The 21,247-nt window shown below is 40.9% G+C and carries 21 protein-coding genes and 1 tRNA gene; 10 read left to right on the top strand and 12 right to left on the bottom strand.

The window, feature by feature from the left end:
- Positions 1–28 precede the first annotated feature (28 nt).
- Complete coding sequence (locus ACSC9N_RS04380; RefSeq protein ID WP_010327279.1) at positions 29–586, bottom strand: hypothetical protein; 558 nt, start codon at positions 584–586, stop codon at positions 29–31.
- 223 nt (positions 587–809) lie between these two features.
- Between ACSC9N_RS04380 and ACSC9N_RS04385 the strand changes: the two genes are divergently transcribed.
- Both ACSC9N_RS04385 and ACSC9N_RS04390 read left to right on the top strand, forming a co-directional pair.
- Positions 810–2,309: a cation:proton antiporter gene (locus ACSC9N_RS04385; protein ID WP_439036117.1), complete on the top strand. Its 1,500-nt coding sequence runs from the start codon at positions 810–812 to the stop codon at positions 2,307–2,309.
- A 114-nt stretch (positions 2,310–2,423) separates the two neighbouring features.
- The gene (locus ACSC9N_RS04390) at positions 2,424–2,747 is read left to right on the top strand and encodes an MGMT family protein (protein WP_010327277.1); all 324 of its coding nucleotides are present in this window, start codon (positions 2,424–2,426) and stop codon (positions 2,745–2,747) included.
- Positions 2,748–2,790: 43 nt separating this feature from the next.
- Here the strand turns inward: ACSC9N_RS04390 and ACSC9N_RS04395 are convergent, their stop codons facing one another.
- The gene (locus ACSC9N_RS04395) at positions 2,791–3,231 is read right to left on the bottom strand and encodes a universal stress protein (RefSeq protein WP_004695589.1); all 441 of its coding nucleotides are present in this window, start codon (positions 3,229–3,231) and stop codon (positions 2,791–2,793) included.
- A 297-nt stretch (positions 3,232–3,528) separates the two neighbouring features.
- Between ACSC9N_RS04395 and ACSC9N_RS04400 the strand changes: the two genes are divergently transcribed.
- Positions 3,529–4,956 carry a KAP family P-loop NTPase fold protein gene (locus tag ACSC9N_RS04400; RefSeq protein WP_029575085.1) on the top strand — a complete coding sequence of 476 codons (1,428 nt, stop codon included), beginning with the start codon at positions 3,529–3,531 and terminating at the stop codon, positions 4,954–4,956.
- Here ACSC9N_RS04400 and ACSC9N_RS04405 read toward each other — a convergent pair.
- From ACSC9N_RS04405 to carA, 4 genes are all read right to left on the bottom strand, one after another.
- A complete protein-coding gene (locus ACSC9N_RS04405) occupies positions 4,928–5,545 on the bottom strand; it encodes a CatB-related O-acetyltransferase (RefSeq protein ID WP_010327275.1) in 618 nt (205 codons plus the stop codon). The two genes, ACSC9N_RS04400 and ACSC9N_RS04405, sit on opposite strands and share 29 nt — an antisense overlap.
- Positions 5,546–5,756: 211 nt before the next feature.
- On the bottom strand, positions 5,757–6,233 hold the full coding sequence (gene greA / locus ACSC9N_RS04410) for a transcription elongation factor GreA (RefSeq protein ID WP_005400425.1): 477 nt from the start codon (positions 6,231–6,233) through the stop codon (positions 5,757–5,759).
- Between the two features lie 93 nt (positions 6,234–6,326).
- A complete protein-coding gene (gene carB, locus ACSC9N_RS04415; protein ID WP_010327274.1) occupies positions 6,327–9,560 on the bottom strand; it encodes a carbamoyl-phosphate synthase large subunit in 3,234 nt (1,077 codons plus the stop codon).
- 14 nt (positions 9,561–9,574) lie between these two features.
- A complete protein-coding gene (gene carA, locus ACSC9N_RS04420; protein ID WP_004695603.1) occupies positions 9,575–10,717 on the bottom strand; it encodes a glutamine-hydrolyzing carbamoyl-phosphate synthase small subunit in 1,143 nt (380 codons plus the stop codon).
- A 308-nt stretch (positions 10,718–11,025) separates the two neighbouring features.
- On the opposite strand from carA, the gene ACSC9N_RS04425 reads away from it, so the two are divergent.
- On the top strand, positions 11,026–11,472 hold the full coding sequence (locus ACSC9N_RS04425; protein WP_010327273.1) for a hypothetical protein: 447 nt from the start codon (positions 11,026–11,028) through the stop codon (positions 11,470–11,472).
- An 86-nt stretch (positions 11,473–11,558) separates the two neighbouring features.
- On the opposite strand, the gene ACSC9N_RS04430 is transcribed toward ACSC9N_RS04425, so the two are convergent.
- The gene (locus ACSC9N_RS04430) at positions 11,559–12,098 is read right to left on the bottom strand and encodes a DOMON-like domain-containing protein (RefSeq protein WP_004695605.1); all 540 of its coding nucleotides are present in this window, start codon (positions 12,096–12,098) and stop codon (positions 11,559–11,561) included.
- 12 nt (positions 12,099–12,110) lie between these two features.
- Positions 12,111–12,434: a ribosome assembly RNA-binding protein YhbY gene (gene yhbY, locus ACSC9N_RS04435; RefSeq protein ID WP_004982701.1), complete on the bottom strand. Its 324-nt coding sequence runs from the start codon at positions 12,432–12,434 to the stop codon at positions 12,111–12,113.
- A 194-nt stretch (positions 12,435–12,628) separates the two neighbouring features.
- Between yhbY and rlmE the strand changes: the two genes are divergently transcribed.
- The 4 genes from rlmE to ACSC9N_RS04455 all read left to right on the top strand — a co-directional run bounded on the left by rlmE (position 12,629) and on the right by ACSC9N_RS04455 (position 16,762).
- Complete coding sequence (gene rlmE / locus ACSC9N_RS04440) at positions 12,629–13,279, top strand: 23S rRNA (uridine(2552)-2'-O)-methyltransferase RlmE (protein ID WP_004695608.1); 651 nt, start codon at positions 12,629–12,631, stop codon at positions 13,277–13,279.
- Between the two features lie 132 nt (positions 13,280–13,411).
- Positions 13,412–15,304, top strand: coding sequence for an ATP-dependent zinc metalloprotease FtsH (ftsH, locus tag ACSC9N_RS04445; protein WP_004695609.1), 1,893 nt, complete (start codon positions 13,412–13,414; stop codon positions 15,302–15,304).
- Positions 15,305–15,438: 134 nt separating this feature from the next.
- The gene (gene folP, locus ACSC9N_RS04450) at positions 15,439–16,290 is read left to right on the top strand and encodes a dihydropteroate synthase (RefSeq protein ID WP_010327272.1); all 852 of its coding nucleotides are present in this window, start codon (positions 15,439–15,441) and stop codon (positions 16,288–16,290) included.
- A gap of 160 nt (positions 16,291–16,450) precedes the next feature.
- Positions 16,451–16,762, top strand: coding sequence for a DUF5713 family protein (locus ACSC9N_RS04455; protein ID WP_010327271.1), 312 nt, complete (start codon positions 16,451–16,453; stop codon positions 16,760–16,762).
- Between the two features lie 54 nt (positions 16,763–16,816).
- Here ACSC9N_RS04455 and ACSC9N_RS04460 read toward each other — a convergent pair whose 3' ends face one another.
- Positions 16,817–17,185, bottom strand: a complete 369-nt coding sequence (locus tag ACSC9N_RS04460) for a hypothetical protein (protein ID WP_010327270.1) — start codon at positions 17,183–17,185, stop codon at positions 16,817–16,819.
- A 97-nt stretch (positions 17,186–17,282) separates the two neighbouring features.
- Positions 17,283–17,368: transfer RNA gene (locus ACSC9N_RS04465), tRNA-Leu, on the bottom strand.
- A 212-nt stretch (positions 17,369–17,580) separates the two neighbouring features.
- Between ACSC9N_RS04465 and ACSC9N_RS04470 the strand changes: the two genes are divergently transcribed.
- On the top strand, positions 17,581–19,350 hold the full coding sequence (locus ACSC9N_RS04470; RefSeq protein WP_395475092.1) for an alkaline phosphatase D family protein: 1,770 nt from the start codon (positions 17,581–17,583) through the stop codon (positions 19,348–19,350).
- A gap of 38 nt (positions 19,351–19,388) precedes the next feature.
- On the opposite strand, the gene ACSC9N_RS04475 is transcribed toward ACSC9N_RS04470, so the two are convergent.
- Positions 19,389–20,117 carry a hypothetical protein gene (locus ACSC9N_RS04475; protein WP_010327268.1) on the bottom strand — a complete coding sequence of 243 codons (729 nt, stop codon included), beginning with the start codon at positions 20,115–20,117 and terminating at the stop codon, positions 19,389–19,391.
- Positions 20,118–20,290: 173 nt separating this feature from the next.
- Here ACSC9N_RS04475 and ACSC9N_RS04480 point away from each other — a divergent pair, with 173 nt between their 5' ends.
- Positions 20,291–20,803, top strand: coding sequence for a hypothetical protein (locus ACSC9N_RS04480; RefSeq protein WP_010327267.1), 513 nt, complete (start codon positions 20,291–20,293; stop codon positions 20,801–20,803).
- Between the two features lie 47 nt (positions 20,804–20,850).
- Here ACSC9N_RS04480 and ACSC9N_RS04485 read toward each other — a convergent pair whose 3' ends face one another.
- Positions 20,851–21,135 (bottom strand): hypothetical protein, encoded by a 285-nt coding sequence (locus tag ACSC9N_RS04485; protein ID WP_010327266.1) that lies wholly within the window; start codon positions 21,133–21,135, stop codon positions 20,851–20,853.
- Positions 21,136–21,247: the final 112 nt, after the last annotated feature.

Genomic DNA, 21,247 nt, shown 5'->3' on the forward strand with positions numbered 1-21,247 from the left:
ACCTCTTTTTATTTTAACCAATTCATTTCTATCGGTTTAAGAACTGCTTAAAGTTTCGAGCAATACGGACGCTCACATATAACGCAATACAGGCAAATAACAACACCCCAAACACCACATACTTTAAGTTGCTCATATCCGCACGGTAAAACTGCTGAATTTGCTCAGGCGTATAACGCAATGTTTTAACATCTTGTGTACGTGTATCGAGATAACTGACTTGCTGAATGTAATTAAATTGCCCTGCTTTGAGTAGTTCAATTGACTGAATTTGGCGGGTATGTTGTTCGTTGTAGTCATCTACACAAATGTCGGTTAAATAATGATTACAGCTGAGTTTGGCGATATAACCATGATTGGCCACATGCAAATAAATATGATCATCGGGTGCTTTATTGTTTGAAAGTAGAACCAGAGTTTGATCGGGACGAGAGTTCATTTTAAAACTTTGTGCTGAGGCAAAAGTTTGCTCGGCTTGTAAAATTTCTTTGGTTTTTGCAAAGCAGGTCAGAAACAACGCAAAGGTGGTTAGGAAAATAATCAGTGCGAAGAACATCCGAAAGATGGTTTTAAAAGTGAATTGCATAGGAGATCAAACTTGGCCAAAGGGAACGTTCACGCATAAAAAACATGCATATGCGCTATGTTAATTCATCATCAGGAGAAATGTTAAAAAAATTATTTTTTTCGGGCGTTGATGTGAAAAATGATTAAAATATTTCGAGCATCAATGTGTATGAAATGAACTTTTATTCCATAGATAAGCACTGAAAGCCACCGTCTCCCCAACCGCCCAATTTGGAAGTTCAATGGGAAATTATTTTTTTCTACAAGTTTTTACCGTTATTTTTGCATTATCTATTGCAACGACTATTTTTAATAAACGTATTTTAGGTTTTCCTCAAGCCATTGGCGTACCCATCGTTTCTGCCATTTTTGTCTTTATTTTACAGTGGGGCGCGAGCCTGCTGAGTGGTAATCAGTTTATTACCATCAATATTCATAACATTGAAGAAGCGGTTCGTCACATTGATTTTTATGACTTTTTAATCAATGGCGTGATTTGCTTCATTTTGACCTCGTCGGCACTGAAGTTCAAAGTCTCAGATTTACGTAGTTATTGGAAGCCGATCAGCATTTTAGCCAGTATTGCGTTGGTACTGTGCGCCGTGTTCTTTGGGGTGGTGCTCTACGGTTATCAGTTCATTATTGGACAACATGTCGATTTATTGGTGCTTTTGCTGTTGGGGGCTGCATTGGGTGCAACGGACCCGATTGGGATCAAAGGCGTACTTAGTTCGGTACGTGCGCCCCATCATTTAATGGTCAAGCTTGAGGGTGAATCACTGTTTAATGATGCTATGTGTATTGCCTTGTTCATGACGCTCTTAAACGTATTACAAGGTGAAAACTTTACCGTCATGGGCGTGTTGCAAACCTTACTCTATGAAATTTTTGTCGCCGTCATTATTGGTTGGGCCTTTGGTTTAGGGATCTTGCGACTGCTGCGTGGTAAGCACGAAATGGAGTCTCTCATTTTGACCACAGCACTCTTGGCCTGCGGTTCGTACTTGGTTGCACTGTTTGCACATGCTTCAGCACCGATTGCTTGTGTCATCGGTGGTTTGATTGTGGGGAATAAATGGAAAGAAATTTTACAAGAACGCGAAATACGGGAAGTGAACCATTTTTGGCATACGGTTGAAGGAATTATTAACTCGTTCTTATTCACCTTAATTGGTTTGGAACTGTTTATTTTAGATCTCAGCTTTAGGCTAATTTTTGGCGGCATCGTCGCTTTTATTATTCTGCATGCTTCACGTTTTGCAGCGAACTATTTATCTTTTGCCTTTTTTCCCTCTTTCCGTAAGAAAAGTTATAACGGAAGTTTGGCGATTTTGTCATGGGGCGGAGTGCGTGGAGGGATCTCCTTAGCACTGATCTTAGCCGTAGCTAACGTACCTGAGCTAAGTGAATACAGCAGTATCTTGATTGGTTATACTTTTATCACCGTGTTGCTTTCAGGTATGGTCTGCGGTCTAGGATTGCCTGCTGTAATGAATGCGTTCTACTACAACCCGAATGAAGAAAAGACAGGTTTTAAAGGTTGGTATCAACGTCTGTGTAATAAAATGAACCGTAAAGGCTTCAAGTATATTATTGGTGAAGATGCACAGGGCTATGAAACCATTATCGTCTATCAACCTGAAGCATTGATTGATGTTAAAGCAGATGATGGCATTGCTGCGGTGCATAACCCTGAGCGAGTTCAGGAAGTGAAACGTCTGGAAAGTCCTGATAACTTTTAGTGATTTACTCAACTAAAAAGCCCCTGTATTGGGGCTTTTTAGAATGAATGAGCTGGTTTATTTGAATCATATAACGATGTCATTATGGAATAATTAGAACAGGATACCTTTGAAATGGCGGAATCGATAGTCAAAGAACTGGCACCGATGATTTTTCAGGTGATCGCCCAGATTCCTTATGGGCGGGTAGCTAGTTATGGACAAATTGCACGCTTAGCAGGTATTCCCAAACATGCACGTTTAGTAGGCTATGTGCTAAAACATATGGATGCAGACAGTAGTTTACCTTGGTATCGTGTAATCAACTCCCAAGGAAAAATTAGCCTAAGTAAACTGAATGATCAGGGACAAAACATTCAAGCACAGTTACTTCTGGCGGAAGGTATTTTAGTGATTGGGGACAAAGTGAAAATGAAAGAGTTTCAGTGGAATATTTAAAATAGCAAGGCTCTACCTCCGTGGAAGTAGAGCACTCGATGTATTACTGACGAACAACTAAAACAGGAATGTGCGCTTCACCTAAAACACTTTGTGCAACACTGCCTAGGAATAAACGTTTTAAACCTGTACGACCATGAGAGCCGATCACAATCAGGTCTGCTTTAGATGTTTCAGCTTCTTTGATAATTTCACGGTGCACCACCTGACCTTCAAGTAGTTTTGCTTCAACTGGAATGCCCAGATCGCTAAATTTAGCCGCTGCTTCCTCAAGTGTTTTCAAAACTGAAGTACGCGCACGTTCAATTAAGTCATTGGTTTGAGTTGCAGAAATGTATTCGGCAGCAATGTAAGGGTCAAGTGCAAGTACTTGAACGACTGTAATTTTTCCGCCAAATGCTTTAGCAAGTTCAGCCGCTTGCGCAACTGCTGCATATGATGTTTCTGAACCGTCTACAGGGACTAAAATGTTTTGGTATGCCATGGTTGTTTCTCCTTATTATCAACTGATTATACGTGCAGATTTCTGTTTTAAAGTATCACGGGTTAAATACAGCTTATGCCTTGATATTAGCTGTATTTTTTAAAGAATAAAACCTAGTAAATTCATATGGATATTTGCATATGAAATGCTAATTTCTCACTTCTAAATTAGCACAAAAGCGTGTGAATAATAATCAATTTAACACTAAAGTTGAATGTATATGTAGCGTTTAAGAAACATAGGCTTTGTCTAAAAAATAGCTTATATTTATGAATGGCTTACTACTTTATAAATACGATGACAGATACGAATCAACTGAATTGGCAACGAACAAATTTAGAGAATATAGAAACAGCTTGGGAAGGTGACCTTTGGGATCGTAAGCGTTTGGGTATTCAACTAACGAATTATGTTGATCGTTTGCAGTGTGGAGCTGTACTCGCTTTAGATGCTCGTTGGGGGGAGGGTAAAACTTGGTTTGTTCGACACTGGCAAAAACATTTAGAAGATGAAAATCATAATGTGATTTATTTAGATGCATTTGCAAATGACTATTTAGATGATCCATTTTTAGTTGTGACTTCAGAAATTACAAATACTTTAAGTAAAGACAAAAAGACCAAAAGTAAGGTTAAAAAACTAATAGATCTATCAGCATCTGTAGGAACAGCATTGTTGCCATCTTTACCGAAAATTGCATTAACGCTTGGACTTCATCTTGTTGGAGCTGGATTTTTAGGTGGAATCTTGCAGCAAGGTTATGAAAATGCGCAGGATGAAATAGATAAATTATCAGATGAGACGAGTGATCGAATTAAAGAAAGTATTCAAGAGAAAATTGCAGGTCATGAAGCTGAAAAGAAAACTTTAGAAGAATTCAAAAAACATCTAGCTCAAACAGTTGAAAAGTTAGACAAACCACTAGTTTTTATTATTGATGAACTTGATCGTTGTCGTCCTGATTTTGCAATTCGTTTGATTGAGCGTATTAAACACTTTTTTGATATTCCTAAAATTGTTTTTGTTTTGGTGATGAATAAGACTCAGCTTATACAGTCTGTACACACTTTATATGGCTATACTATTGAAACGAATGGTGATTACTTCGAAAAGTTTATTGATTTCACGATTAAATTTCCTCAGTTGGATGCTATAAATAATTATGAAATGCTCTTAAAAGAGCAGCTTTTTAGAATAGGTGAAATTGAAAATAAAGAGCATTTTAGTACTTTTTATTTTTGGGTATTGGCATTGCAATTATATAAAAATTACAATTCGCGAGAGCTTATTAGAAAAGTCAATCAATATGCCCTATTAAGAACAAATAATTTAAATAAGGATATGATTGTAATAGCAATAATATTTGATAGGGATTTCCAAGTTACAGTGCAGTATTTTAGAAGAGTTCTAAAGAGATTATTAGAATATATAACTAATCATACTCATCAACGGGATAATGAAAGTTATATAGCAAGAAACTTAATAAATAATTTAAATCAAAAATATAAGTTAACTAGCTTGGGAATTCTGGAATTAGCTGATCAGTTGGAAAATTTTATGAAACACTACACAACTTCTGGACAGATGGATGAGAAGGAAAGAGCTCTTTTAGATTTATATTCAGATTATTCCGTGACGAAATTGCGTAAATCTGATGATCTTGTCACGAGTTGGAAAAATTATATTGAATCTGGTTTTATTTCAGAAACTCAAGCAGAGAGTTAATATCATCTGTCTGTAACTGCTCACGCATTTTTAAAAACTGCTTTTCATCTAAGTCATAGAGCTTCAGTGCAAGCAGTTTTTCTATATCTGCTTCGGGAAAGCGATACTTAATAATCTTGGCAGGTACTCCACCCACAACGGTATAGGGTGGAACATCCTTGGTCACGACAGCGCCCGTTGCCACCACTGCACCTTCACCGAGTGTTACACCCTGCATAATCATGGCACGTGAACCAATCCAGCATCCATCTCCAATGATGGTATCACCCGCGAGCACAAAACTACGTGTATCAAAAGGAAAGGCCGAAATCCAGTCAGTACGATGCAGTTGGTTACCACCCATCATAATGACGCATTCTGCGCCAAAACAGACGAAGTTGCCGATATAGAGTTGATCAATTGGTTTGTCTATGGTCGAGGGCTTATCATGCAAATAACGCACGACACAACGTTCAAAACCTTGATCCCAATACGCTGAATAGTAAGAGTAATTCCCTTTAATGTGAATATTCGGATTCTTCACCGTTTTAGAGATGAACTCAAACTCACACCAGTGTTTGACAGGAGAATTAATCAGTGGCTCAGACATAAAAAGACAGCGTTGAAGAGTGTGAGAAATTATAACAAATAAAAGTCTTGCTTTGATAAAGAGGGGAAATGAATACCCTAAATCTATCTCATTCTTGGGGTGAAATTTCCCACGTGCATAAGAAGAGGGCTAGGAAGAGCTATTTGGTAAAATACAAAAACAAAAAACCCCTCAATCGAGGGGTTTCTACAGCCGTAAATATCAAAGAAACTTAGATATATGCAACTTTTACAATTTCGTATTCAACTTCACCCTGAGGGGTTTGAATTTTTGCTTCGTCCCCTTCACTTTTGCCCAAAAGGCCGCGCGCGATAGGAGAGTTCACTGAAATTTTATTGATTTTAAAATCAGCTTCGTCGTCACCAACGATCATATAGGTCTTTTGTTCTTCGGTGTCTAAGTTTTCGATAGTGACTGTCACCCCAAAAACCACGCGACCGTTCTGTTCAAGTTCTTTTACATCAATCACTTGAGCCGCACCCAATTTACCTTCGATGTCTTGAACACGACCTTCACAGAAACCTTGTTGCTCACGCGCAGCATGGTATTCCGCATTTTCTTTTAAATCCCCGTGCTCACGTGCTTCAGCAATTGCCGCAATAATACGTGGACGTTCAATACTTTTTAATTGATGTAATTCTTTCTCTAAGGCTAATTTGCCTTGGGGAGTCATAGGATAACGTTGCATTGTTGTCCCTCAAGTCTGTGAGTGTAAAAAATATAGGTTTATAAATGAAAAAAGCCCGCCACCGAGAGGTGACGGGACTTCTCGGTAAACGAATTAACCTACAGTTTGTAAATCTTGCAAACGGTATACATCCATTGGCAATTGAATCGCAAAAGCTTGGCATACAGCATCAGCACCGTTCAAGGTCGTAGTGTTATACACTTTCGCTTGAAGCGCTGAACGACGAATCGAGAACGAATCTTGTTGAGCTTGTTTGCCTTCAGTTGTATTGATAATGAGGTGAACTTCGCCATTTTTCAAGCGGTCCACGATATTAGGACGGCCTTCAGTGACTTTATTTACACGTTCACACTCAATACCTGCAGCTTTAATGAACTCATAAGTACCGCCAGTCGCAAGTACTTTGAAGCCAAAGCCTACCAGTTGCTTCGCAATACCAACAGCACGAGGTTTGTCTGAATCACGCACAGAGATAAATGCATGCTTCACTTCGCCTTCTGTAGGAAGACCTGGTACGCGTTCATTCGAGCCTAACACAGCTTTGTAGAATGCTTCACCAAATGTTTTACCTACACCCATTACTTCGCCTGTAGATTTCATCTCAGGGCCAAGAATAGGGTCAACACCCGGGAACTTGTTGAACGGGAACACCGCTTCTTTTACAGAGAAGTGAGTCGGGATGATTTCTTTAGTGAATCCTTGAGATTCTAAAGACTGACCCGCCATACAACGCGCAGCCACTTTCGCTAAAGACTCACCGATACATTTAGAAACGAATGGCACAGTACGAGACGCACGTGGGTTCACTTCTAGGATGTAAACGTCTTCGCCTTTCACAGCAAACTGTACGTTCATCAAACCAACAACGCCAAGCTCTTTCGCCATAGCAACAGTTTGACGACGCATTTCGTCTTGGATTTCAACTGAGAGTGAGTATGGAGGAATCGAACATGCTGAGTCACCTGAGTGAATCCCTGCTTGTTCAATGTGCTGCATAATACCGCCAATCACAACGTCTTTACCGTCAGATACACAGTCTACGTCAACTTCGATCGCATCATCTAAGAAACGGTCAAGAAGAACTGGCGCTTCATTTGATGCTTGTACCGCATCACGTAAGTAGCGTTTAAGCTCTTCGTCGTTGTATACGATTTCCATCGCACGACCACCGAGTACATAAGAAGGACGCACCACCAGTGGGTAGCCTACTTTCGATGCTTCAGCCATACCTTCTTCAGCAGATTTTACAATGCTGTTGTTTGGCTGGCGAAGTTGAAGACGTTGAATCATTTGTTGGAAACGTTCACGGTCTTCTGCTCGGTCAATCGCATCTGGTGATGTACCGATAATTGGCGCACCTGCTTCTTCTAAAGCACGAGCCAATTTAAGCGGAGTCTGACCACCATACTGAACGATAATGCCTTTTGGCTTTTCAGTACGAACGATTTCAAGTACATCTTCCAATGTGATTGGTTCGAAGTACAAACGATCAGAAGTGTCGTAATCCGTTGAAACTGTTTCAGGGTTACAGTTCACCATGATGGTCTCGTAACCATCTTCACGCATTGCAAGCGCAGCGTGTACACAGCAGTAATCGAATTCGATCCCTTGACCAATACGGTTAGGACCACCACCGATCACCATAATCTTATCTTTATCAGATGGGTTTGATTCACACTCATCATCGTAAGTTGAATACATGTATGCAGTGTCAGATTCGAACTCTGCTGCACAGGTATCCACACGTTTGTAAACTGGCGTTACGCCCAAGTTCCAACGGTGCTTACGGAATTGTTTTTGTGAAATACCCATCAAGTTCGCGATGCGAAGGTCAGATAAACCTTTACGTTTGAACGAACGGATGTTGTCTGCGTTTAGATCACCAAAACCTAAAGTTTTGATTTCATTTTCAGTTTTGATGATGTCTTCGATTTGGATCAAGAACCATTTATCGATTTTCGTCGCTTGGAACACGTCTTCTAAGGTGAAACCATGACGGAATGCGTCAGCCACATACCAAATACGCTCTGGACCCGGAACTTTAAGTTCAACCAAGATCTTTTCTTTCGCGCCTTCAGTTCCTACTGCGATTTTTTCATCAAAACCACACGCACCCACTTCAAGACCACGAAGTGCTTTGTTTACAGACTCTTGGAAGTTACGACCAATGGCCATTACTTCACCCACAGATTTCATCTGTGTGGTCAGTGTTGCATCTGCTTGTGGGAATTTTTCGAAGTTGAAACGTGGAATTTTTGTTACCACGTAGTCAATTGCAGGTTCGAACGAAGCAGGAGTCGTTCCGCCCGTGATGTCATTTTTTAATTCATCAAGGGTATAACCGACAGCCAATTTCGCGGCGATTTTTGCAATCGGGAAACCTGTTGCTTTTGATGCAAGGGCAGATGAGCGCGATACACGCGGGTTCATCTCGATGATCACCATACGGCCAGTATCTGGGCAAATACCGAACTGAACGTTAGAACCACCTGTTTCTACACCAATTTCACGAAGAACTGCTAAAGATGCATTACGCATCAATTGATATTCTTTGTCTGTTAATGTTTGCGCAGGCGCAACAGTGATTGAGTCACCTGTGTGCACGCCCATTGGGTCAAAGTTTTCGATCGCACAAACGATAATACAGTTGTCGTTTTTGTCACGAACAACTTCCATCTCGTATTCTTTCCAGCCAATTAAAGATTCATCAATCAATAATTGTTTGGTTGGAGAAAGATCGAAACCGCGTTCACAGATTTCAAGGAATTCTTCTTTGTTATAAGCGATACCGCCACCTGAACCACCCATCGTGAATGACGGACGGATAATCACAGGGAAGCCGAAGCGCGCTTGAATCTCTAAAGCTTCTTCCATGTTTTCAGCAATCGCAGCTTTTGGACATTCAAGACCAATTTTACGCATTGCTTCATCAAACAGTTTACGGTCTTCAGCTTTTTCAATCGCTTCTTTGGTTGCACCAATCAATTCAACATTGTATTTTTCTAAAATACCGTTGGCATCCAGTGCAAGCGCACAGTTCAATGCTGTTTGACCACCCATTGTTGGAAGGACAGCATCTGGACGCTCTTTTTCAATGATTTGAGCAACAGTCTGCCAAGTGATTGGCTCGATATATGTTGCGTCTGCCATCGCAGGGTCGGTCATAATGGTAGCTGGGTTAGAGTTCACCAAAATAACACGGTAGCCTTCTTCACGAAGAGCTTTACACGCTTGCGCACCTGAGTAGTCAAACTCACATGCCTGTCCGATGACAATCGGACCTGCACCAATAATTAAGATACTTTTAATGTCTGTACGTTTAGCCATGATCGCTTCCTTAATTACTTCTTAGATGCTTCGATAAGTTCGATGAAATGATCGAACAATGGTGCGCAGTCATGCGGACCAGGGCTTGCTTCAGGGTGACCTTGGAAGCTGAACGCTGGTTTGTCTGTACGATGAATCCCTTGAAGAGTTTGATCGAACAAAGACTTGTGCGTAGCTTTCAAGTTTGCAGGAAGTGTTTCTGCATCCACTGCGAAGCCGTGGTTTTGAGAAGTAATCATCACTGTGCCTGTTTCCATGTTTTGAACAGGGTGGTTAGCACCGTGGTGACCATGCGGCATTTTCACTGTTTTTGCACCTGAGGCAAGTGCAAGAATTTGGTGACCCAAGCAAATACCAAAGACGGGTAGGTTGCGAGCGTCTTCTACAATTGTTTTTACAGCTTCAATTGCGTAGTCACATGCAGCTGGATCGCCAGGGCCGTTCGATAAGAACACGCCATCCGGATTCAATGCAAGCACGTCAGCAGCAGGAGTTTGTGCAGGCACGACAGTGAGTTTACAACCGCGGTCTGCAAGCATACGTAAGATGTTGGTTTTGACACCGTAGTCGTATGCAACAACATGGAATTTAAGTTCAGGTTGTGTGAAGCCTTTGCCTAATACCCAAGAACCTTCTGTCCATTCGAAACCAGTTGGGTCACAGCATTCTTTAGCTAGGTCTAAACCATTTAAACCACCAAATGCGCGTGCTTTTTCTAAAGCCTGCTCTTCAGTAATATTTTCACCAGCAAGGATGCAACCATTTTGCGCACCTTTGTCACGCAAAATACGGGTTAATTTACGCGTATCAATATCTGCAATTGCGACAACATTATGTTCTTTTAAGTATTCGCCTAAAGATTGCGTTGATCGGAAGTTGCTATGCAATAAAGGTAGGTCACGAATAATTAATCCGTTGGCCCATACTTTGTGAATTCGACCTGACTCAGCGTCTTCATCATTACAACCTGTGTTACCGATATGAGGGTAAGTTAAAGTCACAAGTTGCTGTGCATAACTCGGGTCAGTCAAAATTTCTTGATAGCCAGTCATGGCAGTGTTGAAAACGACTTCACCAGTCGTACTACCCGATGCACCAATAGACGTTCCTTTAAAGATCGTACCATCGGCAAGGGCTAAAATTGCTGGGGTGCTCAAACCAAAGCTCCTGAAATTTAGGCTGTAAAAAAGCGAGTAGACGAAAAAAAAGGAAGGCTATCTAAAAACCTACCCTCCCTATGTCTGCTCGCTTGAACTTAACATGGCACTATACGCAACTTCACTAACAAAGTCCATGCCAATAAGATGGAATTAGCAAGATAAAGTGCTTTTATTTTGTAGCGGAAGCTGTTTCTAAGTTTTGTAAAGAAAAATGTAACAACAAATAATTGTCTAACAAATCAAAATCTAAATTTTATCGAATCACGCTAAGCTGTCGCTGTGTATATAACAACAGGAATAACATCATGACTGAACAAGACAAAGTGACCAAACCAAAGCCAGCGTTGAAAGAAGTCGTTGCAGAAAGCACTGAAAAGCTTGAGCAAGTGGCGAAAGAAGCAACAGAGCAGGTCACGGAAGCGGTAGTTGAAAGCAAAGAAAAGCTTGAAGCTGAAGCGAAGCAGTTGAATGCCAGTGTGCAAGAGCAACTCCGACAATTTAAACAAGATCTTTTACTGCGCTTAGAAACCATTAAAGGGCAGCTATCGAACTCTCAAAAAGACTTAACTGAACTAAAAGAGTTTGTTAAAACTGAGTTTACGGCCGTTTTAGATGACTTGACCAAACTAGGTAAAGAGTTAAAAGGTGATGTCAGCGAAATTTCAGTAAAACATAAAGATCAGTTGACTGAAACGTTTAAACGTTCAAAAGAACACACCTTAGATGCGTGGAATAAGGTTTCAAGCAAGTAATCTCGCTGTACGAGACTCAAGATTAAGTGCATAAAAAAGTGAGGTCATGGCCTCACTTTTTTATTGCTCGGGTTTATTTGTCTGGATTAAAACTGATGCAACCAATCACGTTTATTGTGAAAGTCAGCTTGTTGACCACTATGCTGCATGGCATAGAACTGTTGACCTTGTGAAGTATTCAACACCGCGGATAAACCCAGATATAGGTCAGCCCATTTCAGTTTGTGTTGTAGCATAAACTCAGTCAGATCAATGCTGACATTTAAACCATAGTGGGTACGCTTCAATTGATTGAGTTCAATATCGTAAGCGACCTGTGGCGGCATATCTTCAGGATACCGATATTCCTCAAACTGATAGGCCTGCCAAGCTTGCGAAGGGGAGAGATTGATTTCGCGATAATAATCTTCGCCTTTTACCCCGATAAAGACTTCAAAACAGGTGTTTTCCCATAAAAAGTCTTGACGAGGATTTGCATTCACGACTTCGGGCCAGTGCATGTACAAATTGGGATCGCGTAACCAAAAGCCGATATTGAGAGCATATGGGCTTTGTTGTTCAATCGCACCAACAAGCGAAATAGCTTGAAAGCGACGATCAAATGCACTGAGTTCGTAACTTGCCATAAAAAACTACAATTATTTTGCTGCGTGAGCGAAACGGACTAAATTAGACAATTTGGCATTTTGTTTCGCCGCTTTTTTGTAAAGCAATGCAATTTTACCAATGGTCTGTACAATTTCTGCACCTGTAGTTGAGGCAATTTCTGCAATGATTGCAGCGCGCTCTTCACGGTCTTCACCCGCGATTTTGACTTTAATCAATTCGTGGTCGTTTAAAGCACGTAAAATTTCTTCAACGACATTTTCAGTCAGACCTGAACCGCCAAGCATTACCACAGGGTTTAAAGCATGACCGATTTGACGCAAACGCTTGCGTTCCTGAATGGATAAAGTCGCCATAAAGATAACCTAATTTTAAAAACGGCTTAGTATAACAAACTGCGAAATTAAACGCTGTATATTCTGTGGAAATAATCGATTTAGATAATAGAAAAAAACAACTAAAACCCAAGATTTGGATACAGATGTATACTGCAAGCCTAGAGAATTTAACGTACAATTAAGTTTAAGAAATTTTAATGTTTTAGAGAGATATGGCAACACGCATTACCAACCAAAAGTTATCCAAAAGTAGCCGTGCGTGGATGAGAGAGCACCTTGATGACCATTTTGTGAAAAAAGCGCAAAAAGAAGGTTATCGAGCACGTGCAGCTTATAAGTTACTTGAAATTCAAGAAAAATATAACATCATTCGTCCTGGCATGACCGTGGTTGACTTGGGTGCTGCACCTGGAAGTTGGTCACAAATTGCAGGAAAGCTGGTCGGTGATCGAGGATTGGTGGTTGCATCTGACATTTTGGAAATGGATGCACTTCCAGATGTGACCTTCTTGCAAGGTGACTTCCGTGAGCAAGAAGTATTCGATAAATTGTTAAATATTTTAGATGGACGTAAAGTAGACGTTGTAATTTCAGATATGGCCCCCAATACTTCAGGTAACAAGGCTGTAGATCAACCTCGCCAGATTTACCTCTGTGAATTGGCCATCGATTTTGCTACGAAAGTGCTCGGTCCAAATGGTCAGTTTGTTGTAAAGGTATTCCAAGGTACAGGCTTTGACGAGTTCCGTAAGCAAGTAGTCGACAACTTTGATGTGTTAAAGACAGTAAAACCTGCTGCATCACGTGCCCGATCTAAGGAAGTATTCTTAGTTGGGCAAGGCCGTAAGAAGGCTTTCAAATAAAGTTTACTTGCCAAGTCGTTAAAAATTGTGCATTTTGTACCTTTTTATTATTTTGCGAAGCTGATCTTCAGCAGAAACTTTAAGGTCACCCGATAGGGCATGATCAAATTAGATTGATATGGGAATAAAGCTTTGAGCGATCTCTTCAAGAATGCCATATTGTGGCTAGTGATACTGGGCGTACTGATCCTTATTTTCAGTAATGTCAGTAGCAATGAAAAGCCGACAGCGATGAATTATTCAGAGTTTGTTGCTGCGGTGAATGCTGGTCAAATTAAGCAAGTGACAATTGATGGCGAACGAATTCATGGCCAAAAATCAAACGGTTCAGAGTTTGAAAGTATTCGTCCTGCGGTTCAAGACCCAGAGCTTATGCCTAATCTGATTAAAAATAACGTTGTCGTTGAAGGTACTGCACCTGCACGTCAAGGTTTATTGATGCAACTTTTGATCGCAAGCTTCCCTGTACTTTTAATCATTTTGTTATTCATGTTCTTTATGCGCAACATGGGTGGCGGAGCAGGTGGTAAGAACGGTCCAATGAGTTTTGGTAAGTCAAAAGCAAAAATGTTGGCAGAAGACCAAATTAAAGTGACTTTTACCGATGTCGCTGGCTGTGATGAAGCAAAGCAAGAAGTTGTAGAAATTGTTGATTTCTTAAAAGACCCTTCAAAATTTAAACGCTTAGGTGCAACAATTCCTAAAGGCGTGCTAATGGTGGGTCCACCGGGTACAGGTAAAACTTTACTTGCAAAAGCAATTGCAGGCGAAGCGAAAGTACCATTTTTTAGTATTTCTGGTTCTGACTTTGTTGAAATGTTCGTGGGTGTGGGTGCGTCTCGTGTCCGTGACATGTTTGAACAAGCGAAACGTCATGCACCATGTATTATCTTTATTGATGAGATTGATGCTGTGGGGCGTCATCGTGGTTCAGGTACAGGTGGTGGTCACGATGAGCGTGAGCAAACCTTGAACCAAATGTTGGTGGAAATGGATGGCTTTGAAGGCAATGAAGGTATTATCGTCATTGCTGCGACAAACCGTGCCGATGTACTGGATAAAGCTTTACTCCGTCCAGGTCGTTTTGACCGCCAAGTAATGGTTGGCTTACCAGACATTAAAGGTCGTGAGCAAATCTTAAATGTTCACATGAAGAAATTGCCTTCAGTGACTGGTGTCGATGTACAAGTGCTTGCACGTGGTACGCCGGGCTTCTCGGGTGCACAATTGGCGAACCTTGTGAACGAAGCTGCATTATTTGCTGCACGTCGTAACAAGAACACTGTCGATATGCATGATTTTGAAGATGCAAAAGACAAGTTGTACATGGGCCCTGAACGTAAGTCGATGGTGATTCGTGAAGAAGAACGTCGTGCAACCGCGTACCATGAAGCTGGTCATGCGATTGTGGCTGAAATTCTACCGGGTACAGACCCTGTACATAAAGTGACCATTATGCCGCGTGGTTGGGCGCTGGGTGTAACTTGGCAGTTACCTGAACATGACCAAACCAGCCACTATAAAGACAAAATGTTGAATGAACTTTCAATTTTGTTTGGTGGTCGTATTGCTGAAGAAATCTTTATCAACCAAATGTCGACAGGTGCTTCAAACGACTTTGAACGTGCAACTAAAATGGCACGTGCGATGGTGACCAAGTACGGTATGTCTGACAAACTGGGTGTAATGGTGTATGAAGATGATTCTCAGCAATCATTCATGGGTAGCATTGGTAGTCGTACGATTTCTGAAGCAACACAGCAACAAGTAGATGCTGAAGTTCGTCGTATCATCGATGAGCAATACCATGTAGCACGCAATATCTTAGAAAACAATAAAGATATTGCTCATGCGATGGTGAAAGCTTTGATGGAATGGGAAACGATTGATCGCGAGCAAATTCGTGACATTATGGAAGGTCGTGAGCCACAACCACCAAAAGTATATGTTGCAGAAAATCCTGTGATGGATGTAACTCCAACGGATGGTCCAAGCACACCACCACCATTACCATCTGCAACTTAATTTTAAAAAGTTAAATAAAAAGCCACCTTCGGGTGGTTTTTTATTGCGCGATTTTACACTTCCGATGAAGAAAAATAAGCGCGTAAAAGTGGGGAACGCGTTAAGATAACGCGAGTTGGACTGGAGAATATCACATGCAATTGATGGCTTTGCCAAAGAAAATCCTACGTTGTGGAGAGCTATCACTGGATCTGTCTGTACCGCATGTGATGGGTATTTTAAATGTGACGCCAGACTCGTTCAGTGATGGCGGCAAACATAATGGCAAAGCACAAGCGCTTGCGCATGCTCAGCAAATGATTGCGGATGGGGCGACAGTCATCGATGTTGGGGGTGAATCTACACGTCCAGGTGCATCTGTAGTTGAGGTTGAAGAAGAGATTCGTCGTGTCGTCCCAGTGGTGGAAGCTTTGGCTGAACTTGATGTAGTCATTTCGATTGATACCTCTCAACCTGAAGTGATTCAAGCTGCAGTCGCAGCAGGCGCACATATCTGGAATGATGTGAGAGCATTAACACGCCCGAATGCTTTAGAGACGGCAGCTAAACTGAATATTCCAGTGATTATCATGCATATGCGTGGTGAACCGACTACCATGAATGGTTTAGATCAATATGATAATGTCACTCTAGATGTCATGACTGAGCTTTCCCAGCGCGTGTCGGATGCACTCAAGGCTGGTGTCAAAGCTGAAAATATCATGATTGATCCGGGTTTTGGCTTTGCTAAAAATGCAAAGCAGAACCTTAAGCTTTTAAAAGAATTCCATCAGCTAAATCAGCTCGGGTATCCTATCTTGTCCGCATTGTCACGAAAGCGCTTTATCGGAGAAGCTTTAGGCGGGGCAGAGGCAGGGCAGCGGGCCGTGGGTTCTGTAGCGGGACATTTGCTGAGTATTCAACAAGGCGCGTGTATGGTGCGCGCCCATGATGTTAAAGCCATGAGTGATGCGATCAAGGTTTGGCAAGCGATGAATATGGCTTAATGGGGCGGCGGAATGCCGAGGTAATGATTTAATTTGAAAATTTGATCTATATCAGATTGTTAGACTGGCAGCATCTTCAGATGCTGCTTTTTTATTTGGTGATTTGTTTGGTTTATGTTATACAGACTCGTTTTTTAAGTTTCTCATTTTGAGTGCCTGTATGTTTGCAGATTTACTTCTCCCTATGTTTGATGATGAATATTATCCCGATATTCTTGTTGCTGAAGTGAAGCAGCATGTCGAGACTTTTGCTAAAAAAATTGTAAAAGCAAAATCTGAGGGTGATATTTATCAATATGCCAATGCCGCAGTGGCTGAAATTAATGAAATGAAGCCGCATTTTGAAGATCTAGATTCATCATTAGATGACTCTGCTGCTGATTTTATTGCTGAAGCGATGATGATGGTGGTACAAGATGCTGGGTTTATGGATATTGAAATGGAAGAATTGGTGGTGAACAGAGAGTGGTGAGCCACTCTCTCATTTCAAGTTCTGTTGGTTTTGCTTTAGAAGCTGAGATTGCTGTTATAACTCATCTAAAAGATCGGTGAGATGACAATTTTGGTTCAAATGTTCATCTTGAATCGTATCGACTGTCATCACATATTCACCTTCGACCATTTCAGCATTTGCACTGAGATTCAGCCAAAATTTTGGATGCTTTTTCATGACCTCACGAATATGTTGCTCATCTTTAGTGTGATTAAAGCTTAATTTAAAATGAGCATCTACTGATTTACACGCATGTAAATAGAGTTGACGGTCTTTTTCAATAATTGTGCCTGCAAACAAGTCATAAAAAGTATCGCTATCTGTTTGCTGTGAGGTGGGGTTTGCATGGCTGATGTTTGAAAAAATTAGGCATAAGATGATAATGAGAGTGTTCTTTTTCATATTGTGATTGTTATGTGCTTCGATGCATAAATTATAGACATAAAAAAACCAGCATATTGCTGGATTTTTTATTGCACCATCTTAATTAGCTTAATAATGGTGCCCGAGGCCAGACTCGAACTGGCACGCTTTGTGGGCGGGGGATTTTAAATCCCCTGTGTCTACCGATTTCACCACTCGGGCATGAGCGCAATAATAGAGGACGAAATAAAAGTTGGCAAGTCTATTTGTGATTATTTGCTTTCTTTTCAAACAATTCAGCGGTTTATGTTTAAAAAATAGCAAAATTATCTGTCTGCACTTGTTCAGGCGTCATAAAAATGTCATCGACTTGAGATATGCATGTCATATTTTTCGCATAAATTTCAAGTCCATATCGTCTTTAGGCAATCCACATGACAAAAAAAATGAACCGCCGAGAACTTATTCAAAAAACTTTGGCAGGATTTGGTGCTTTATCTTTACCTATTTCACTGACCGCTTGTGGTGATGACGCCGATTCAAACACACAGCCCACTACGCAAGTGCAGTTTTTGCATGGGGTTGCCAGTGGTGATCCTTTACAAACTCAAGTTATCATTTGGACACGCGTAACACCATCGGATAGCAGTGCGCGTTTAGAGGTGCTCTGGGAAGTGGCAAAAGATGCAGACTTTAAACACATTACAACAACAGGAAAGGTGCTGACTACAGCTGCACAAGATTTTACTGTGAAAGTGGATGTGACGGGACTTGCTGCGGGGCAAGTTTATTTCTACCGTTTTAAATCGGCGTCGACATATTCAACCACAGGGCAAACCAAAACTTTGGCAACGCAAGTACAGTCGGTACAGTTTGCCGTATGCTCATGTTCAAATTATCCAGCGGGTTATTTCCATGTTTATAAAGAAATTGCAAAACAGGATGTGGATGTTGTGATTCATTTGGGGGATTACATTTACGAATATGGTATGGGCGGATATGCAACGGAAGAGGCTGTAGAGATGGGGCGTGCACTGGCGGATGATAATAGCTTAGAAATTATTCGCTTAGATGACTATCGCAAACGTTATGCTTTATACCGACTAGATGCAGATTTGCAGGCCGCGCATCAACGTCATCCTTTTATTGTGATTTGGGATGACCATGAACTCGCAAATGATACATGGGAAAAGGGTGCTGAAAATCATCAGTCAGATACTGAAGGCGATTTCCTTGAACGTAAACTTGCGGCACTGGCGGCCTATTTTGAGTGGATGCCAATCCGTCCGCTTTCTGAAAAAGATCATTTGAATATTTATCGCCAGTTTAACTTTGGTAATTTAGTGCAGTTAAATATGTTGGATACGCGTATTCTAGCGCGGAGTAAACAGTTAGATTATGCAGATTATTTAACCGCATCGGGTTTGGATGCTGTGCGCTTTACTACAGATATGCAAGACCCAAATCGAACGTTACTGGGGTTGAATCAACGCGCATGGTTAACACAGCAACTTGCGAGCTCTAAAGCCACATGGCAAGTTTTGGGTCAGCAGGTGTTGATGAGCAAAATGCTTGTTCCAGCCGAGATGTTACAAGTGCTCAGTGCAATCAGTAGCGGCGCGGTGACTCCAGATGTTTTGGCGCAGGTGAATCAACTCATTAAAGAATTGGTGGAAATAAAACTTCGTTACTTAAATCATGATCCATCTTTAACAGTAGAGCAGTTGTCTCGTATTAAAACTGTGGTTCCTTACAATTTAGATGCATGGGATGGTTATGCGGTTGAAAGGGAGACGCTGTACGGCACACTGCAGTATTTAAATAAAAAAGTCGTGGTCTTGGCTGGTGATACACATAATGCATGGGCATCGGACTTACACGATTTAACAGGGCAATTTGTGGGTGTGGAGTTAGCGACAAGTTCAGTTTCCTCGCCAGGTATGGAAAAGTATTTGTCTATTCCAATGCAACAACTCCAAGAGTTTGAGTTTGCTTTTACAACCTTGATTGATGAGCTGAGTTATTGCAATTTAAATCAGCGCGGTTATTTGAAAGTCCGTTTTACCGCAGAGCAGGTGCAAGCGGATTGGATTTTCGTAGATAGTATTAAGCACAAAGAATACATCGTTGACGAAACTCGCTCGCATCAAGTGATATTAGACTCGACATTATTGCCAGTCAGTGCATTAAAACAAACGGCATAAAATGACCTTAGAAAAACCGAGCATCATTGCTCGGTTTTTTATAATTTTTCATCGATATAACTGTCGAGATCGATGTGCTTAATCTGCTTACAGTAAGCATGCTCATACTTCAGCAGTTGCACGTATAAATCTGCTTCACGCCCCAGCTGAAGTTTTCGTGCCTGATAATCTTCAGATTGATGGGAGCTAAAGCGTAATTGGAGTCGTGATTTGAGCGTTTGTTTATAGGCCCAAAAGCAGACACGTCTGAGTTGTTGTAACTGGTGATGTTCAACCGACTGGCTGTGGTCTCGAAATAAATTTTCTTTATAGAAGCGCACAAAACCAAAGTTCACACCAAAATAAAACAAGATCCACATCAGCAAACTGCTTTCAAGGAACATTAGATTTAGTCCACTTAAAAGAATCACCGCCGCGAGTTTGATGGGTGTATGGCGTTGCAGTTGATACAAGGAGTTTGATGAATGTTTAATTTGCTTAATGACAAAAGGTAAGACCCACATCAGCACCAATAAAATAGTGATAATGGCGTAACTATGACTTTGGAGAGGATCGATATTCTCCAAGTGAGTTAAGTAAAAATTTTTTAGAATTAAGCTGATTGGAATAAAAATCATCACCGCCAAAACCCACGGAATAACTTCACGCTGGTCATCTAAAATACCGCGTGTTTTGATTTGACTATAAAGCAAGTAATTACGTTTAAATGCGGCAGGGTAGCGGGTCTCTAATTGTTGCAGTAACAGTTGAACTTGTTTGGATTGCATCGTCAAAAAAGAGCGTATGAGAAAAATAGCCTTTACTATAGTAGATTTGGAAGGGGATGGCTCAAAAAAATACGTGAAACAGAATATTCACAGAGAAAAGCACAACAATTTCGCTTTTTCACTCTGAATTATGCGAAAATGTCGGATTCAATTTTTTTGTCTAAGGGCAGTTCATGACTGATCATTCTCCTGAATCTTTAAGTGATATCGAAATTTTAGACATTTTGCAGTCTATGAAAGACGATGAGCTTGATACAGAGGCAAAAGAAGAGATTCTTAAGGGTGGTAAAGCGGGTCGTCAAGAAGCACATAAACTTGCGATTGTGGCTTTGAACCAATCTTTTGAAAGTAAGTTTGTTGAAGCTGTAGCTTTGGCGTTGGGCCTGAATGAAGGTCAAGCCAAAAAAATTCGCTATAAGAAAGACCGCATCCGTATTTTAAAAGTACGTGGGATTGATTACATGGCGATTGATGGTGCGGAAACAGCACAAGTCTTGTCACAAGTTGCGCAAGCAATTGTACGTGAAGATGCGACCGTGACCCATGATTTGCACAACATCTTCCCATTTTGGAAAGAAGGCTGGCCAATGGTTCAGTTTGACAGCGCATATAAAATTTTATCTGAAGATATTACCATTCACTATCAAGCGACTTTAGATACATTACTTGAATTGTATGGTCGTTAAGATCGCAGTATCAAAGGCACCTTCGGGTGCTTTTTTATGGCTTCTATTTAACTATGAAAAATCCAAGCCAGTAATAAGCTGATGGGCCAAATGAACAGTCGCCACCATGTAATCAGTGGATCCCAAGAATACTGTCCAAAAGACAGAGTATCATTAAAGCTTCGTTGCCCACGTTCATAAGCATAAGGTGTAATCCGCCATGCTAAAATCAGCAAAACAATCGCACTTACGATCAGAAGTGTGTGGTTGTATTGGGCAAAATAATAGTAAATCAGATACAGCGCAGAATAAAAGAAAGTACATGCCAACACAGCGGGCAATGAAAAAGACATAATCTTGACTCTATTGTATTGTTATATCAAGGCATTATAAATGAAAATACCCGATGTATCACATCGGGTATTTATCGGTTGTTGAGCTTAAGGTTCGTTATAACTCAGTGTA

Origin of the sequence: Acinetobacter sp. PC34, assembly GCF_051789135.1 — a bacterium.
Classification (GTDB): Bacteria; Pseudomonadota; Gammaproteobacteria; order Pseudomonadales; family Moraxellaceae; genus Acinetobacter; species Acinetobacter johnsonii.